The organism is Microlunatus kandeliicorticis, assembly GCF_014137855.1.
GTDB classification, from domain to species: domain Bacteria; phylum Actinomycetota; class Actinomycetes; order Propionibacteriales; family Propionibacteriaceae; genus Microlunatus; species Microlunatus kandeliicorticis.
Map to the genome: position 1 here is coordinate 472,126 of NZ_JACGWT010000003.1, position 15,629 is coordinate 487,754.

At 74.1% G+C, this 15,629-nt stretch carries 15 protein-coding genes and 1 tRNA gene; 6 read left to right on the plus strand and 10 right to left on the minus strand.

Going from position 1 to position 15,629, the window contains the following annotated elements; genetic code table 11:
* Positions 1-38: 38 nt before the first annotated feature.
* Positions 39-1,373 (plus strand): alpha-amylase family protein, encoded by a 1,335-nt coding sequence (locus tag FHX74_RS11285; protein WP_182560198.1) that lies wholly within the window; start codon positions 39-41, stop codon positions 1,371-1,373.
* 4 nt (positions 1,374-1,377) lie between these two features.
* Here FHX74_RS11285 and FHX74_RS11290 read toward each other — a convergent pair.
* From FHX74_RS11290 to FHX74_RS11310, 5 genes are all read right to left on the minus strand, one after another.
* Positions 1,378-1,450, minus strand: a tRNA-Arg gene (locus FHX74_RS11290).
* Between the two features lie 113 nt (positions 1,451-1,563).
* Positions 1,564-1,941, minus strand: coding sequence for a thioredoxin (gene trxA / locus FHX74_RS11295; RefSeq protein ID WP_182560199.1), 378 nt, complete (start codon positions 1,939-1,941; stop codon positions 1,564-1,566).
* A gap of 132 nt (positions 1,942-2,073) precedes the next feature.
* Entirely contained in the window at positions 2,074-2,295 is a 222-nt protein-coding gene (locus FHX74_RS11300; RefSeq protein WP_182560200.1) for a hypothetical protein, read from the minus strand.
* An 89-nt stretch (positions 2,296-2,384) separates the two neighbouring features.
* Positions 2,385-3,158: a class I SAM-dependent methyltransferase gene (locus FHX74_RS11305; protein ID WP_182560201.1), complete on the minus strand. Its 774-nt coding sequence runs from the start codon at positions 3,156-3,158 to the stop codon at positions 2,385-2,387.
* 93 nt (positions 3,159-3,251) lie between these two features.
* On the minus strand, positions 3,252-3,953 hold the full coding sequence (locus tag FHX74_RS11310; protein WP_182560202.1) for a metal-dependent transcriptional regulator: 702 nt from the start codon (positions 3,951-3,953) through the stop codon (positions 3,252-3,254).
* Positions 3,954-4,039: 86 nt separating this feature from the next.
* Here FHX74_RS11310 and FHX74_RS11315 point away from each other — a divergent pair, with 86 nt between their 5' ends.
* Positions 4,040-5,446, plus strand: coding sequence for a cryptochrome/photolyase family protein (locus FHX74_RS11315; protein WP_182560203.1), 1,407 nt, complete (start codon positions 4,040-4,042; stop codon positions 5,444-5,446).
* 194 nt (positions 5,447-5,640) lie between these two features.
* On the opposite strand, the gene FHX74_RS11320 is transcribed toward FHX74_RS11315, so the two are convergent.
* Genes FHX74_RS11320 through FHX74_RS11330 form a run of 3 tightly spaced genes read right to left on the minus strand, consistent with a single transcriptional unit; the run spans position 5,641 to position 8,596 of the window.
* On the minus strand, positions 5,641-6,468 hold the full coding sequence (locus FHX74_RS11320; RefSeq protein ID WP_182560204.1) for a class II fructose-bisphosphate aldolase: 828 nt from the start codon (positions 6,466-6,468) through the stop codon (positions 5,641-5,643).
* On the minus strand, positions 6,465-7,622 hold the full coding sequence (gene nagA, locus FHX74_RS11325; RefSeq protein ID WP_182560206.1) for an N-acetylglucosamine-6-phosphate deacetylase: 1,158 nt from the start codon (positions 7,620-7,622) through the stop codon (positions 6,465-6,467). The genes FHX74_RS11320 and nagA overlap by 4 nt, the downstream gene beginning before the upstream one ends.
* Entirely contained in the window at positions 7,619-8,596 is a 978-nt protein-coding gene (locus tag FHX74_RS11330) for an ROK family protein (protein WP_220483764.1), read from the minus strand. Before FHX74_RS11330 ends, nagA begins: the two co-directional genes overlap by 4 nt.
* Before the next feature lie 396 nt (positions 8,597-8,992).
* On the opposite strand from FHX74_RS11330, the gene FHX74_RS11335 reads away from it, so the two are divergent.
* On the plus strand, positions 8,993-9,658 hold the full coding sequence (locus tag FHX74_RS11335) for an acVLRF1 family peptidyl-tRNA hydrolase (RefSeq protein WP_328823768.1): 666 nt from the start codon (positions 8,993-8,995) through the stop codon (positions 9,656-9,658).
* Positions 9,659-9,767: 109 nt separating this feature from the next.
* Positions 9,768-10,307 (plus strand): GNAT family N-acetyltransferase, encoded by a 540-nt coding sequence (locus FHX74_RS11340; protein ID WP_182560208.1) that lies wholly within the window; start codon positions 9,768-9,770, stop codon positions 10,305-10,307.
* A gap of 323 nt (positions 10,308-10,630) precedes the next feature.
* Here FHX74_RS11340 and pdxH read toward each other — a convergent pair whose 3' ends face one another.
* Positions 10,631-11,281, minus strand: a complete 651-nt coding sequence (gene pdxH, locus FHX74_RS11345) for a pyridoxamine 5'-phosphate oxidase (RefSeq protein ID WP_328823769.1) — start codon at positions 11,279-11,281, stop codon at positions 10,631-10,633.
* A gap of 39 nt (positions 11,282-11,320) precedes the next feature.
* Here pdxH and serC point away from each other — a divergent pair, with 39 nt between their 5' ends.
* Both serC and FHX74_RS11355 read left to right on the plus strand, forming a co-directional pair.
* Positions 11,321-12,457, plus strand: coding sequence for a phosphoserine transaminase (gene serC / locus FHX74_RS11350; protein WP_456238304.1), 1,137 nt, complete (start codon positions 11,321-11,323; stop codon positions 12,455-12,457).
* Between the two features lie 71 nt (positions 12,458-12,528).
* Entirely contained in the window at positions 12,529-14,196 is a 1,668-nt protein-coding gene (locus tag FHX74_RS11355; RefSeq protein WP_182560209.1) for a hypothetical protein, read from the plus strand.
* A 326-nt stretch (positions 14,197-14,522) separates the two neighbouring features.
* On the opposite strand, the gene FHX74_RS11360 is transcribed toward FHX74_RS11355, so the two are convergent.
* Positions 14,523-15,548: an esterase-like activity of phytase family protein gene (locus tag FHX74_RS11360; RefSeq protein WP_182560210.1), complete on the minus strand. Its 1,026-nt coding sequence runs from the start codon at positions 15,546-15,548 to the stop codon at positions 14,523-14,525.
* Positions 15,549-15,629 lie beyond the last annotated feature (81 nt).

The following is a 15,629-nucleotide window of genomic DNA, read 5'->3' on the forward strand; positions in this document are numbered from 1 at the left end:
AGTCTAGGGGCCGGGCGCGGCCCGCCTACAGTGCTCGGGTGACAGCGCGCGACTGGGCGGACACCGTGATCTGGTGGCAGGTGTTCCCGCTCGGCTTCGCCGGCGCGCCCGCCGAGGGCCTCCCGGAGGCGGGCGATGGGGATGTCGCGGACGGGCTCCCGGGTGAGGGCTGGCTGGACCACCTGGTCGACCTCGGCTGCAACGGGCTCGCGCTCGGGCCGGTGTTCGCCGCGCAGTCGCACGGCTACGACACCCTCGACCACCACGCCGTCGACCGCCGGCTCGGCGACACGCAGACGCTGCGGACGCTGCTCGACCGCTGCCGCGCCCGCGGCGTCCGGGTGCTGCTCGACGGCGTGTTCAACCACCTCGGGCGCGACCACCCGATCGCCCGCCGCGCGATCGAGGCCGGGCCGGACTCCGAGCCGGGACGCTGGCTCCGCTGGACCGCCGGTCCCGCGGGCTGGCCCGAGCCCGAGGTGTTCGAGGGGCACAGCCGGCTGGTGGTGCTCAACCACGACAACCCGCAGGTGGCCGACCTGGTCGTCGACGTGCTCGACCACTGGCTCGACGCCGGCGCGGACGGCTGGCGGCTCGACGCCGCCTACGCGGTGCCCGCTCCGTTCTGGGCTCAGGTGCTGCCGCGGGTCCGTGAGCGGCACCCGGACGCCTGGTTCGTCGGCGAGGTCATCCACGGCGACTACGCCGGCTACGTCGAGGCGTCCGGGTTGGACGCGGTCACCCAGTACGAGCTGTGGAAGGCGGTCTGGTCGTCGCTCCGCGAGCGCAACTTCTTCGAGCTCGACTGGACGCTGCGGCGGCACGCCGAGCTGCTGACCTCGTTCGTCCCGCTGACCTTCCTCGGCAACCACGACGTGACCCGGATCGCCAGCCAGCTCGGCGACCGGCGGCTGCTGCCGCACGCGGTCGCGCTGCTGTGCCTGCTGCCAGGGGTGCCGAGCGTCTACTACGGCGACGAGTTCGGGCTCGAGGCGGTCAAGGAGGAACGGCTCGGCGGCGACGACGCGATCCGGCCGGCCTTCCCCGACGACCCCGCCGAGCTCGAGGAGCGTCCCGGCGGCGGCGTCGAGGACCTCTACCGGATGCTGATCGCGGTCCGGCGCCGGCACCCGTGGCTGGTCGACGCCGAGCTGAGGACCGAGGATCTGAGCAACGAACAGGTCGCGGTGGTGCTGACCGCCCGGGCCGGCGCCGAGCACGGCCGGCTCGCGCTGCTGCTCAACGTCGGCGAGAAGAGCGCGGAACTCGTGCCGGGTGATGGCGACTGGACGGTGGTCGAGCGCTCCCCCGGCGACCCGGGCCGCGGGCCCTCCGTGGTCGGCGCCCACGGCTGGTCGGTGCTCGCGGGCTGAACGGCGCCCTCGACAGGATTCGAACCTGTGACCAACCGCTTAGGAGGCGGTTGCTCTATCCCCTGAGCTACGAGGGCCGGCGCCACATCCTACGGCCGTCCCGTCGAGCGGGGCCGCCGACGCTGTCGGGCATGCGAACGGCCCGCGGTCGAGGACCGCGGGCCGTGCAGAGCGTGCTGTGGGGCGGGGTTCAGTTGCCCTGCGCCTCCGCCTTCATCTTCTCGACCTCGGCGTGCACCTGGTCCATGTCGAGGTCCTTGACCGCGCGGACGACCTCCTGCAGCTGCGGCGCGGGGAGCGCGCCGGCCTGGTTGAAGACCAAGACGCCCTCCCGGAAGGCCATCAGGGTCGGGATGCCGGTGATGCCGAGCCCGGCCGAGAGCTCCTGGTTGGCCTCGGTGTCCAGCTTGGCGAACACGACGTCGTCGTGCTCCTCGGAGGTCTTGTCGTAGACCGGTGCGAAGCGCTTGCACGGACCGCACCAGTCGGCCCAGAAGTCGACCAGCACGATGTCGTTGTCGGCGATCGTCTGCTCGAAGGTGTCGGCGCTGATGTCAACGGTGGCCATGAAGAGGCTCCCTCGGATCTGCTCGTGGTGAGTGGTGTTCAGCCAGCACAACGGGCCGCGACCGGCGGGTATTCCCCGTCGGGCGGCCCGCGTGCACGCGGCCCAGAGCTGGTCGGGTCAGAGCTTGTTGGCTCAGAGCTTGTTGGAGAGGGCGACCAGCACGCCGGCCAGCGCGAAGTACTTGTTGGACCCGAGGTCGCGGACCGTCTTGATCCCGAACGCCTGCTGCAGCGCGGCGGCGTCGGCCTCCGAGACACCGGCCAGGGCGGCCGGGGAGGCGCTGAGGATCTCCTCGAGGGTCTTGTCCTCGTAGGCCTTGTCGAGGCCCTTGGCGAGATCGACCGAAACTGCCATCACACACTCCTTCGTGGGGATGCCCGCGGTGCGGGACGTGGGAGCCGGGACGGCTCTCGGGCCGATTGTGGCACCGGCGACCCGAGCCGTCACTTGATGGCGACCAACCGCCTCATCGGCACCGCGAGACTGACCGGCCCGCGCTCGTCCACCCGGCTGCTGAGGTGCTCGACCGCCGCCTGCACCCGGGCCGGCCGGGTCTGCGGCAGGTAGAGCGCCGAGAGCATCAGCTCTGCGTCGGCGCGGTCGGCGACGGTGAACGCGTACCGCTCGCGGGCGTCCTCGACCTTCTGCAGTCCGTGGGCCCGCAACGTCTTGGCGAATCCGGCCAGCTCGAGCGGCCCGGGGAACTGCGGCGAGGTGCGCAGGATCCCGGTCAGCCGGCTGAGCACCCGCAGGTCGCGGGCGGCCAGCGGACGGGCGGCCGGGGCGATCGCGGCCAGCACCCCGCCGGGACGCAGCACCCGGGCCACCTCCGCCAGCACGGCCCCGAGCGGGCGGACCACCACCAGACCCATCGAGGAGGTGACCGCGTCGACCGAACCGTCGGCGAACGGCAACCGCAGCGCATCCGCCCGCACCCAGGGACCGGGACCGCGCTCGGCGGCCAACGCCAGCTCCTCGGCGGAGAGGTCGACCCCGACCACCGTCCGGCCGTCGTGGACCAGCTCCCGCGACATCGGCCCGGACCCGCACGCCAGGTCGACGACCAGCCGCGCCTCCCGGGAGACCGCCCGGGCCAGCCAGCGGTAGGGGTTGTGGTCGCCGGCCAGGCTGCGGGACAGCACGGCCTCGGCCGCGCCCGCGTGGTCGCGGTGGAAGGAGGCCAGGAAGTCCGGCCAGCTGAACGGGTCGTCAGCCATCGTCGCGGTGAGCCCCCGCCGCCCTCATCATCGTCGCGTGCCTCCGGACGTCGTCGTGGCGCTCATCCTGCCACGGCGACCACGCCGCGTCGGTCAGCCGGCGAGCCGGTCGACGAACAGGTGGGTGGCCGATTCCTTGTCGATCTCGGCGGTCGGCCGGTCGGCGACGCTGAGCACCACGCCGAGTCCCCCGGTGCGGACGCCGACCTCGGCCCCGGGCAGCACCCCGGCCTCGCGCAGGGTCGACATCATCGTGACGTCCTTCTGGATCTCCTCGCTCATCCGGCGGATCCGGACCCGGATCTCGCCGTCGTGGTCGGGGAGGATGTCGCTGAGCATCGCGTTGCCGTCGCGGAACACCGCCGGGGCGTCGGTCACCCCGAGCTCACCCATGCCGGGGATCGGGTTGCCGTACGGCGACTCCTGCGGACGGTCCAGCAGGGTGACCAGCCGGCGTTCGACGTCCTCGGAGATGACGTGCTCCCAGCGGCAGGCCTCTTCGTGGACGAGCTCCCAGTCGAGCCCGATGACGTCGGTCAGCAGCCGCTCGGCCAGCCGGTGCTTGCGCATCACCCGGGTGGCGCGGTCGTGTCCCTCGTCGGTCAGCTCGAGGTGGCGGTCCCCGAGCACCCGGACCAGCCCGTCGCGCTCCATCCGGGCGACGGTCTGCGACACAGTCGGGCCGCTGTGGTGCAGGCGTTCGGCGATCCGGGCCCGGAGCGGGACGATGCCCTCTTCTTCGAGCTCGAAGATCGTCCGGAGGTACATCTCGGTCGTGTCGATCAGCTCGCTCACGCCTGCGCCTCCTCCGTCGCCCCCGGCCGTCCACCCTGGGCCTCGCGGTCGAGAGGGGTGTCGGCGCTCGCGTGCAAGATTAGAGCATGTCCAGAAAAGCCGGGGTCGCCGTCTGCTGGCTGCGCCGCGACCTCCGGCTGGCGGACAACCCGGCCCTGTTGGCTGCCGCCTCCGCCGGCGCGGTGCTGCCGCTGTTCGTGCTCGACCCGGTGCTGCTGCGTCGGGCCGGCGAGGTGCGCACCCGCTGGCTGCACGCCGGTCTGCGCGCGCTCGACGCCGACCTTCGGGTCGGCGGCGGTCCCGGCCTCACCGTGGTGGCAGGACGCCCGGCCGAGGCGGTGCCCGCGGTCGCCGCCGCGACCGGGGCCACCGAGGTGCACGTCAGTGCCGACTTCGGACCGTACGGACGGCGTCGGGACGCCGCAGTCGCCGCCGCACTCGCCGAGAGCGGCGCGGCGCTGGTGGCCACCGGATCGCCCTACGCGGTGGCGCCCGGGACCCTGCGGAACGGCAGCGGCCTGCCGTTCCGCGTGTTCACCCCGTTCCACCGGGCCTGGGAGGCGCACGGCATGCACGGCCCGGCGGAGCGGCTCGACCCGGCGTCCGCCTCCTGGGTCGGCCAAGAACGGGCGCGGGCGCTGCCGGGCCGGGTGCCCCTGCCCGAGGCCGACCCCGACGACGTCGCCGCGGCCTCCGAGGGGGCGGCCCGCGAGGCGTGGGCGGACTTCCTGCAGCCCGGCACGGCCGGAGTGAGCGGCTACAAGACCAACCAGAACCTGCCCGGGGCGGACGCGACCTCGCGGCTGTCGGTGCCGCTGCGCTGGGGGCAGCTGCACCCACGGACGCTGCTGGCCGACCTGGCCGGCTCCGAGCTCGGCCGCACCGCCGGTGGTGCGGCGCTGGCCCGGCAGCTGGCCTGGCGCGACTTCTTCGCCGACGCCCTGCTGCAGCGCCCCGACGCGGTGTCGGCACCGATCCGGGCCGAGTTCGCCCGGCTGCCGGTCGAGGAGCCGGGGCCGGCGTTCGAGGCCTGGAAGCAGGGCCGGACCGGCTATCCGCTGGTCGACGCGGGGATGCGGCAACTGCTCGCCGAGGGCTGGATGCACAACCGGGTGCGGATGCTGACGGCCTCGTTCCTCACCAAGGACCTGCACATCGGCTGGTGGCACGGTGCGGCCTGGTTCATGGAGCGACTGCGCGACGGCGACCTCGCCCAGAACCAGCTCAACTGGCAGTGGGTGGCCGGCTGCGGTCTCGACGCCGCCCCCTACTACCGGGTGTTCAACCCGACCACCCAGGCGGAGAAGTTCGACCCGGACGGGGCCTACATCCGGCGCTGGGTGCCCGAGCTGCGCGACCTGCCGACCCAGCACCTGGCCGAACCCTGGGACGCCCCCGGCGGGCCTCCGGCCGGCTACCCGGCCCCGATCGTCGACCACAAGACCGAACGGCTGGACGCCCTCGAGCGCTACAACCAGGTCAGGATCAACTAGGCGGGGCGCTTCGACAGGCTCAGCGCACGGGACAGCGGGACGCGCTTCGACAAGCTCAGCGCACGGACAGCGGGACGCGCGCTTCGACAGGCTCAGCGCACGGGACAGGGGACGCGGGCTGAGCGCACGGCAAAAGCGCGGGCTCAGCGCACGGCACGACGCGGGCTGAGCCTGTCGAAGCCCTTCGCCGTACGTCAGCGGGCGAGCAGCGTGATCAGCCGGGTGACCTCGTCGGCCACGGCCTCGCGGGCCGGGGTGAGGTACTTGCGCGGGTCGACCAGGTCGGGGTCGGCCCCGAGCCGCTCGCGCACCGCGCGGGTGAACACCACGTTGAGGTGGGTGCCGATGTTGATCTTGCGCATCCCCGCCTCGACGGCGCGGACCAGCTCGTCGTCCGGCACCCCGGAGCTGCCGTGCAGCACCAGCGGCACGGGCAACCGGTCGCGGAGCCGGGTGATCAGCTCGAGGTCGAGGCTGGCCGTCCGCTCGGTCATCGCGTGCGAGCTGCCGACCGCGACCGCGAGCGCGTCCACCCCGGTCGCCTCGACGAAGGCCGCCGCCTCGTCCGGGTCGGTCCGGGCGCCGGGCGCGTGCACCCCGTCCTTGCCGCCGACCTCACCGAGCTCGGCCTCGACGTCGACGCCGGCCGCGTGCGCCTTGGCGACCACGGCGGCCGTGGCGGCGACGTTCTCGTCGTAGCCGAGCTTCGAGGCGTCGAACATCACCGAGCCGAAGCCGAGCGCGATCGCCTCCTCGGTGAGATCGGTCCGGGTGGCGTGGTCGAGGTGCACCACCACCGGGACCGCCGCCGCCTCCCCCGCCGCGAGCGTGGCGCGAGCGATCGGCTCGAGGGCACCGTGGTACTTCACCGCGTTCTCGGAGATCTGCAGCACCACCGGCTGTCCGGCCCGCTCGGCGGCGGCCACCAGCGCCTCGGCGTGCTCGATCATGATCACGTTGAACGCGCCGACCGCCCGGGGGCCGGAGCCGCCGAGCACCTCGGTCAGTCGCACCAGACTCATCGCGTCTCCTCCTCGACCCAGCGTCCGTTCTGCATCACCCGCACCAGTCCGGCGTCGTCGTCGAGCAGCACCAGGTCGGCGCGACGCCCGGGCTCGAGCACGCCGACCCGGTCGAGCCCGTGCCAGCGCGCCGGGGTGGCCGCCGCCACCGCGGCCAGGTCGGCGAAGCCGAGCCCGACCTCGCGGTGCAACACCTGGACCGCACCACCGGTCCCGAGGGTGGAGCCGGCGATCGACCCGAGCGTGCCGTCCGGGTTCCGCAGCCGGGCGACGCCGCTCTGCACCCGGACGTCGAGTCCGCCGAGGGCGTAGTCGCCGTCGCTCATCCCGGTGGCCACCATCGCGTCGGTGACCAGGGCGAACCGGTCCGGCCCGGCCGCGGCGAAGGCCATCGCGAGCACCTCAGGATGGGTGTGCACGCCGTCGCAGATCAGCTCGACCAGGCAGCGCTCGTCGGTCAGCAGCCGCGGCACCGGACCGGGCGCGCGGTGGTGGATCGAGCGCATCGCGTTGAACAGGTGGGTGGCCGCGGTGGCGCCGGCGTCGAGCCCGGCCAGGGTGGTCCGTTCGTCACCGTCGGTGTGGCCGATCGCCGCGGTCACCCCGGCGGCACGCAGCCGGCGGATCGCGTCGAGCGCCCCGGGCAGCTCGGGAGCGATGGTGATCATGCTGAGGCAGCCCTGACCGGCCTCGAGCAGCCGCTCGATGCTCTCCGGGTCGGGCGGGCGGAGCAGCGACGGCTCGTGCGCCCCGCGCTTGGCCGGCGAGAGGAACGGCCCCTCGAGGTGGATGCCGGCCAGCTCGCCGGACCGGACCAGCGGGACGACCACGCCCAGCTGGTCGACCAGCTCGTCGATCTCGGCGGTGACCAGGCTGGCGAACGTGCTGGTGGTGCCGTGCGCCCGGTGGTAGGCCGCCGCACGGCGGATCTCGTCGGCGTCGCCCCGGGCGTAGTCGGCTCCGCCGCCGCCGTGCACGTGGGTGTCGACGAAGCCGGGCAGCACCCAGCCGTCGTGATCATGGTCGACCGGCTGGTCGGCCGCCGTGGCCGGGTCGGCCGGCCCGACCGCGACGACGTCGCCGTCCTCGATCGTGATCACCGCGTCGTCGATCACCTGCGTCCCGGTGGCGAGGTGCCGGGTGCGGATCCTCACCGGGCCGCCGCGATCAGCTCGCGACCGACCAGGGCGGCTCCGACCACGCCGGCCCGGCTGCCGAACTCGGCCACCGCCAGCCGGGGCCGTCGCTGGAAGGCGAGGTGGGCGGTCAGGTAGTCCTCGACGGTGGGCAGGATCAGGTCGGCCGCGCCGGACAGCCCGCCACCGATGACGATCACCTCGGGACCGAGCAGCGTCAGCGCGGTGAGCAGCGCCTCGGACAGCGCGGTGCCGGCCAGGGTGAACGCCTTGACCGCCGCGGGTGCGCCGGACCGGGCCAGGCCCGCCACCTTGTCGGCCGGCGTGGTCATCGTGCGCCCGGTCAGCCGCGCGAAGGTGCGCTCGACCCCGGCGGCCGAGGCGACGATCTCCAGGCAGCCGGTCGCGCCGCAGGCGCACCGGGTGTCGCCGGCGCTGGGCACCGGGATGTGACCGAGCTCGCCGGCGTACCCGTCGGCCCGGAGCAGCCGGCCGTCGACCACCAGCGCGGCGGCGATCCCGGTGCCGAGCGGGACGAACATCAGGTTCTGCACACCGCGCCCGGCGCCGAGCTGCCACTCGGCCCGGCCGGAGGCGCGGACGTCGTGGTCGACCCCGCCGGGCAGGCCCAGCCGCTCGCTCAGCCCGGCGGCCAGGGGCATGCCGTACCAGCCGATGTTCGCCGCGGCCACCACCACACCGCGGTCGACGATGCCCGGCACCACCACGCCGAAGCCGGTCACCGCCCGGCCGGGCAGGGCGGGCAGCGAGGCGTCGACGAAGCGCGCCATCTCGGCGGCCAGCCAGTCCCGGCTGCCGCTGCCGTCGTCGCCGACCTCGCGGGCGGACAGGTAGGTGGGCACGCGGTCCTCGGCCAGCACGCCACCGGCGGCGTCGACCAGCGCCATCTTGGTGAACGTGCCGCCGAGGTCGACCGCACAGATCAACGCGGGGTCGAGCAGCGCGGAGTCACCGCCGGGCACCGGATCCATGGACGGGACAGTACGAGAGCCGCACGGCGCCCCGCCCGGGTGGTCCAGACCTCGGGCCGGCCGAACTCGTCCGGAAACACCGTTGACCGCTCTTGATCACCCGACCTACCGTGGACGTACACGAGAAGGGAGGTGGTCCGATACATGAGTGGTTTACGGACGCGTGAGGTGACGGCGAGCTAGCCGTCCGGTCTGACCGGGTCAGCACCTGCTGACCCACCCATGGCGGACCGGTCGTAGCGGCCGGCTCAATCCAACGCCAACACCCGAACCCGCGGGCGCCGGAGAGTCCATCCGGCCGGGGCTTCGACCACCTCCTCGGAGGGAAGCCTCGCCCAGCCCGCGGGTTCGTCCACGTCCGGGCCCGGAACCCGGCCCGATCGCTGCGGAGGTGTCGTGCTGTCCGACGCTGCGATCCCCGACCGCGAGGTCGCCGTCGCCCGGGGCCGCTGGCCCGGCTGGCTGGCCCGCTATCGGACCAACCATCCCGACACCGTGGCCGCCGCGACCGCCACCGAGGTCCGGCTCGACTCCCCCGACGGTGCCCGGGCGGTGGTCAGCGTGCCCTTCCCCCCGCTCGACCCCGACGCCGGGACCACCGGCGACGCGGCGCTCGACGCACTGACCAGGCACATCGCCCGCGACCACCGCTTCGGGGTGCTGCTGGTCCGCCGCGGCGGGCACGCCGTCGGTGTCTTCGAGGGCGACCGGCTGGTGGTCTCCAAGATCGGCGGCGGCTACGTCCAGGGTCGCACCAAGGCCGGTGGCTGGTCGCAGCAGCGCTACGCCCGCCGCCGGGCCAACCAGACCCGTCAGGTGTACGAGGCCGCCGCCGAGCTGGCGGTCCGCTTGCTGCTCCCCGAGACCGACCGGCTCGAGGCGCTGGTCACCGGTGGCCACCGCGAGGGCGTCGAAGCGGTGCTGGCCGACCAGCGGCTGGCGGCGCTGCGTCGGTTGGTGCGGCCGGGGCTGGTCCCGACCGCGGACCCGCGGCTGCGGGTGCTGGAGGAGGTCGGGACCGCCGCGCTCGCGGTGTCGGTCACGCTCAACGCCCTGGCCTGACGAGCAGGATCTGACCGCTCGACGACGCACCGGCCGCGACCGCCCGCTCGGACCTACGGCAACACGAAAACGAGCGGCCGTTTCCTGCCGCGTCAGCGAGGATCGGCGGGTGCTGATCCGTCCCGCCACCGTCGCCGACGTCGAGGCGCTCGCCGCGCTGCACGTCCGCGGCTGGCAGATCGGGTACGCCGGGCTGTTGCCGCAGGAAGCGCTCGACCGGCTGTCGGTCGAGGAGCGGACGGCGCGCTGGCAGGAGATCGTGGCCACCAGCGACCTGCCGCGCCGCGGTCCGCTGGTCGCCGCGGTCGACGGCGTGGTCGCCGGGTTCAGCTACGTCGGGCCGAGCCGGGACGGGGCGAGTGGCTCGGACGACGGGCCGGGCGGGCACGGCGAGGTGTGGTCGTTCTACGTCGACCCCGACCGGTGGCGCGGCGGGATCGGCCGGACACTGATGGCCACCGCCCTCCGGACGCTGCGCGAGGCCGGGCGAACCGACGCGGTGCTCTGGGCGCTGGCCGACAACGCGCGAGCGATCGCGTTCTACGAGGCCACCGGCTGGACCCGGGACGGCCGCACCAAGACCGACACCTTCGCCGGCGTCGAGATCGCGGAGGTACGGATGCACCACGACCTCCGCGGCCCGATCTGAGGGCACGGCTCCTGCCCTTCGACAGGCTCAGGGCACGATGGGGGCGTTCCGCTCGCTGAGCTCGTCGAAGCGCAGGCCCTTCGACAGGCTCAGGCCACGGTGGTGGCGGCATTCCGCGCGCTGAGCTCGTCGAAGCGCGGGCCCTTCGACAGGCTCAGGCCACGGTGGTGGCGGCATTCCGCGCGCTGAGCTCGTCGAAGCGCGGGCCCTTCGACAGGCTCAGGCCACGGTGGTGGCGGCATTCCGCGCGCTGAGCTCGTCGAAGCGCGGGCCCTTCGACGGGCTCAGGGCACGGTGGAGTGGCTCAGGGCGCGGTGGCGGGCTCAGGGGGCGAGGCGGGTGATGGTCCAGCGCTCGGCGTCGCGGGTCCAGAGCAGCCGGTCGTGCATGCGGCTCGGCTGGCCCTGCCAGAACTCGAGGGTCTCGGGGCGCACCCGGTAGCCGCCCCAGTGCGGCGGGCGGGGGACGTCACGGTCGGCGAACCGCGCCGCGATGGCCGCGTACTCCTGCTGCAGCTGATCGGCGGAGGCCACCACACTCGACTGGGCCGAGGCCCAGGCGCCGAGCTGCGAACCACGCGGCCGGCTGGCGAAGTAGGCGTCGGACTCCTTCGCGCTGGTCCGCTCCACCGGCCCCTCGACCCGCACCTGACGCTGCAGCGGGTACCAGCCGAAGAGCAGCGCGGCCCGCGGATCGGCGTCGAGCTCGCGACCCTTGCGCGAGTCGTAGTTGGTGTAGAACACGAAACCGTCGGCATCGGCGGCCTTGAGCAGCACCGTCCGGACGCTCGGTCGGCCGTCGAGGCAGCTGGCCACCACCATCGCGGTCGGCTCGGGCAGCGTTCCGGTCTCCTTGGCGGCGAACGCATCGGCCAGCCAGCGGTCGAACAGCTCCATCGGGTCGGCGGGGACGTCGCTCTCGCGGAGCTGCCCGCGGTGGTAGTCGATCCGCTCGGCGGCCAGGTCGGGACTCACCCTTCCAGTCTGGCAGCCCGCGGATGACACAATCCGGCGGTGACCGTGGCACCCACCGACCTGCGGATCCCACCCGACCTGCTCCCCGTCGACGGTCGGTTCGGGTGCGGTCCGGCGAAGATCCGTCCCGAGGCCGTCGAGGCCCTGACCCGCAACCGGCTGCTCGGCACCTCGCACCGCCAGGCCCCCGTCCGCGACCTGGTCGGGCGGGTCAAGACCGGGCTGGCGACGCTGTTCCGGGTGCCGGACGACTGGGAGATCGTCCTCGGCAACGGCGGCTCGACCACCTTCTGGGACGTCGCCGTCTGCTCGCTGATCGAGCGGCGGAGCAGCCACGCGAGCTTCGGGGAGTTCTCGGCGAAGTTCGCCGCCGCGGCCGCCCGGGCGCCGCACCTCGACGAGCCCGCGGTGGTCAGCGTGGCGGCCGGCACCACGGTGCTCCCCGAGCCGCTGCCCGACGCCGACGTCTACGCCTGGGCCCACAACGAGACCTCGACCGGCGCGCTCGCCCCCGTGCAGCGGATCCACGGCGCCGACGACCGCGCCCTGGTGGTGGTCGACGGCACCTCGGCCGCGGGCGGCGTCGACCTCGACGTCACCGCCACCGACGTCTACTACTTCGCCCCGCAGAAGAGCCTGGGCTCGGAGGGCGGGCTGTGGATCGCGCTTTGCTCCCCCGCCGCGGTCGAGCGGATCGAACGGATCGCCGCCACCGACCGGTGGATCCCCGAGAGCCTCAGCCTGGGCCTGGCGCTGCAGAACTCGCGGCAGAACCAGACCCTCAACACGCCGGCGATCGCCACCCTGGTGCTGCTCGAGAACCAGCTCGACTGGCTCAACGGCCTCGGTGGGCTCGCCGCGGCCGGTCGCCGCAGCGCCGACTCGGCCACCCGGCTGTACGGCTGGGCCGAGCGCAACCCTTGGGCGACCCCGTTCGTCGGCCGGCCTGAGGAACGCTCGCCGGTGGTGGGCACCATCGACTTCGCGGGCGTCGAGGCCCCGCAGCTCGCCGCGGCGCTCCGGGCCAACGGGGTCGTCGACACCGAGCCGTACCGCAAGCTCGGCCGCAACCAGCTGCGGATCGGGATGTTCCCGACCGTCGAGCCCGACGACGTCTCCGCGCTGTGCCGCTGTCTCGACTGGCTGCTCGAACGGCTGGGCGGACCCGCAGCCTGACGCACCACCCGATCGGGGGCAAAACCCGGGATCGGGTTGAGCCTGGCTGACCGAACCGCTTTACTGCCAGGGTGACCGGCGGGTTCGAGGGGTCGAACCGCCCGGACGGGCGCGGCCCGCTCCGGACGTCGGTCCTCGCACGCCTGGTCGCGCTGCTGATCGCCCTGGGGGCCGGACTCGTCCTGCTCGTCCTCGGTGCCACCGCGGCGCACGCCGACGACACCGCCACCACGGGTGACACCACCAGCACCACGATTAGCACGGCCACGACGAGCTCGACCAGCACGACGAGCACGGGCAGCACCAGCGCGTCGACCTCGGACCGGGCCACGGCCTCTTCGTCGAGCAGCACCGCGAAGCGCACCGCCAAGGCCCGCCAGGCCGAGCGCGCGTCGACCACGCGGGACCGCGCCGCCGCCCGGAGCGTCAAGCAGCTGGTCGAGCGCCTCACCACGCCCGGACACGGCCGCAGTGCCGACCAGCGCAAGGACGGCCGTCACCGGGCCGGGAACGGGCAGACCGCGAACGGCCAGACCGGCTCCGACCAGGGCGGGACCGGCCAGACCGGCACGGGCACCGGCGGCAGCCAGAGCGATGGCGACGGCCAGTCCGGCAGCGACAGCGGCGCCACGGACGGCAGCGGTGGCGCCACCGGAGGTTCCGACCCGTCCGGTTCGAACGACAGCGGAGCAACGCCAGGACAGACCGGCGGATCGGACACCTCGAGCGATCCGAGCGGCTCCGGAGACTCAGTCGGCTCGGGCGGCTCGGACGGCTCCGGCACCTCGGACGGCTCCGGCACCTCAGGCGATCCCGGCACCTCAGGCGATCCCGGCACCTCGGGCGATCCGGGCACCCAGACGCCGCCGACCACCGGCGGCGACCAGACCGGCGGCGACCAGACCGGCGGCGACCAGACCGGAGACGGCACCGGCCAGGACGGCCCGGGATCCGGCGGTCCGGTCATCGTCTGGCCGACCCCGGTCGGCCCCATCACCGTCCCGGTGCCGGACCCCCGGACCGGCGGTTCGGGTTCGGCCGGCCAGGACGGCAGCCAGTCCGGGAGCGCGTCCGGCGGCCACTCGGGCCACCAGTCCGGCGGCTTCCCCTGGTCCCAGTTCGGCGGGGCCGGCCAGGGCAGCTGGGGTGGTCATCCGAGCGGCCCGCAGCCCGGCACCGGGAACCAGGGCGGCACGGTCTCCGGCGGCGAGAAGCCCGGCAGCACCGGCGCCGCCGGCACGAGCCCCGTCGGTTCGAGCCCCGCGAAGACCGCCGACGACAGCGGCCCGAGCCGTCCGGAGGCCGGAGCGACCCCGATCGTGAGCCTGTTCGCTCCGAACCGAACCGTTCCCGGTGCCACCCAGATCAGTGCCACCCAGGCCGTCGCCACCCCGTCCGACGCCCTCGACGCCGTCGCGACGTCGGGCACCGGTTCCACCGCCGGCCACGACCGGTCGGCGACCCGCAGCGCCCACCGGACGGACGACCCGTCCGCGCTCGGTCAGCACCGGCTGGGTCCGGTCGACCTCGAGCAGCACCACCGCAGCACCTGCCCGGGTGGTCCGACCAGCACGGGCAGCGCCGACGGGGGCGCGGTCAGCGCCCCGAGCGGCGGCCAGACCCTCGCAGTCATCGCCGCGGACCCGGTGGCGGTCGCGCACGGCTCGAGCGTGCGCACGTCGCGAACGGACGGGCTGTCGAGCACCCGCCTCACCCTGGTCAAGCACCGACCCGACTGACCCGCGCCCCGAGGCGCGGCGAACGCCCGACCCTGCGGTCGGGCGCTTTCGGTCACGCACCCACCCGCACACCGGTGACCTCCCGGGCGTCCTCGCGGCGCAGGGAACCTCCATGGCGACCGGCGTGCTCGATCGTGACCACCTGTCCGCGCCGCCCACGGCCCCCTCGCCGAGAACCTGGTAGAGGGCCCACGGGGGCGCCCTCTACCAGTACGGGCCCCGGTGCGCAGTGCGGTCTGCACGGTGCACCGGGGCCGTTCTCGTTCTCGGTCTCGTTGTCGGCGACGGGTCGAACGGCGCAGGATCGCCGCCCGCGGCTGGACCGGTCAGGAGCGCGAGCGCGCCAGGTAGGTCACCAGCCCGGCCACCACCGCGAGCACCGCGGCCAGCCCGACGACCAGCGCGGTGTCCGAGCCGGGAACCACGTCCGCGCTGTCCGCGGTCGAGCCCGAGCCCTGGTCGCCGGCCGCCGACGCGCTCGCCGACGGGGCCGGGGTCCCCGGGGTCGGGCCACCGGTCGGCGCACTGCCACCCTGCTGCGGGATGTCCATGGCGTAGACCGGCTGGTCGACGCCCTCGCTGTTGAGCAGCAGCCGGCGTCCGCTGAGGTCGACCGCGACGCCCTCGCCCTGCTTCTGCGCCGGGGTCGGTGCCTGGGCCACGATCTTGTAGGTGCTGGCGTCGAGCACCAGCACCGAGACGTAGGTGCGCAGCACGATCCGGTCGCCCTGCGGCAGGAAGGTGCCGTCGGTGACGTAGGAGGGTGCGTCCGCGACCCGGGTCAGCTTGTTGACCCGGAGCCGGGACGGCGCCTGCGGGGCCTCGTAGATGCCGCCGGCCGCTTCCTTGCTGACCAGGAAGATCCGGCCGGTCGGGCTGACCAGCAGCGTCTCGGCGTCGCGGGGCCCGTCCGGGTAGACGAAGTCGAAGGCTTGGTACTCCACCGTCCGGCCGTCGGGCTGCGGGTTGTACAACCGGTAGACGGTGACGCTCTGCCGGGTGGCGTCGTTGTCGCCGATGTCGGCGATCCAGAGGCTGCCGCCCTGGTAGGCGACCGCCTCCGGGTCGACGGTCTTGGCCCGGTAGGCCACGTAGCCGAGGACCCGGCCGCTGCGGTTGAGGGCGTAGGCCCGCGCCGGGCTGCCGGAGTCGTTGACCGTCCAGTACCGCTGGCCGGGGACGTCCCGGGTCAGCCCGGACGCCTCGGTGATGGCCGGGTCGGAGACGGTGAAGGCGACCTCGGCCGCGTGCGCGACCCCGGCGTCCAGGCCGAGCCCACCGGCGACCCCGCCGGCCAGCAGGGTGGCGAGGGCCAGCGAGGCCAGCCGCCGTGGTGACCTGCGTCGGCTCATCGTGGCGGACCCTCTCGCGTCGAACGGCTGCTGGGCGGGACCCGCCGACGGCGGCACGCCAGGAGGAGGCTACGCGATCAC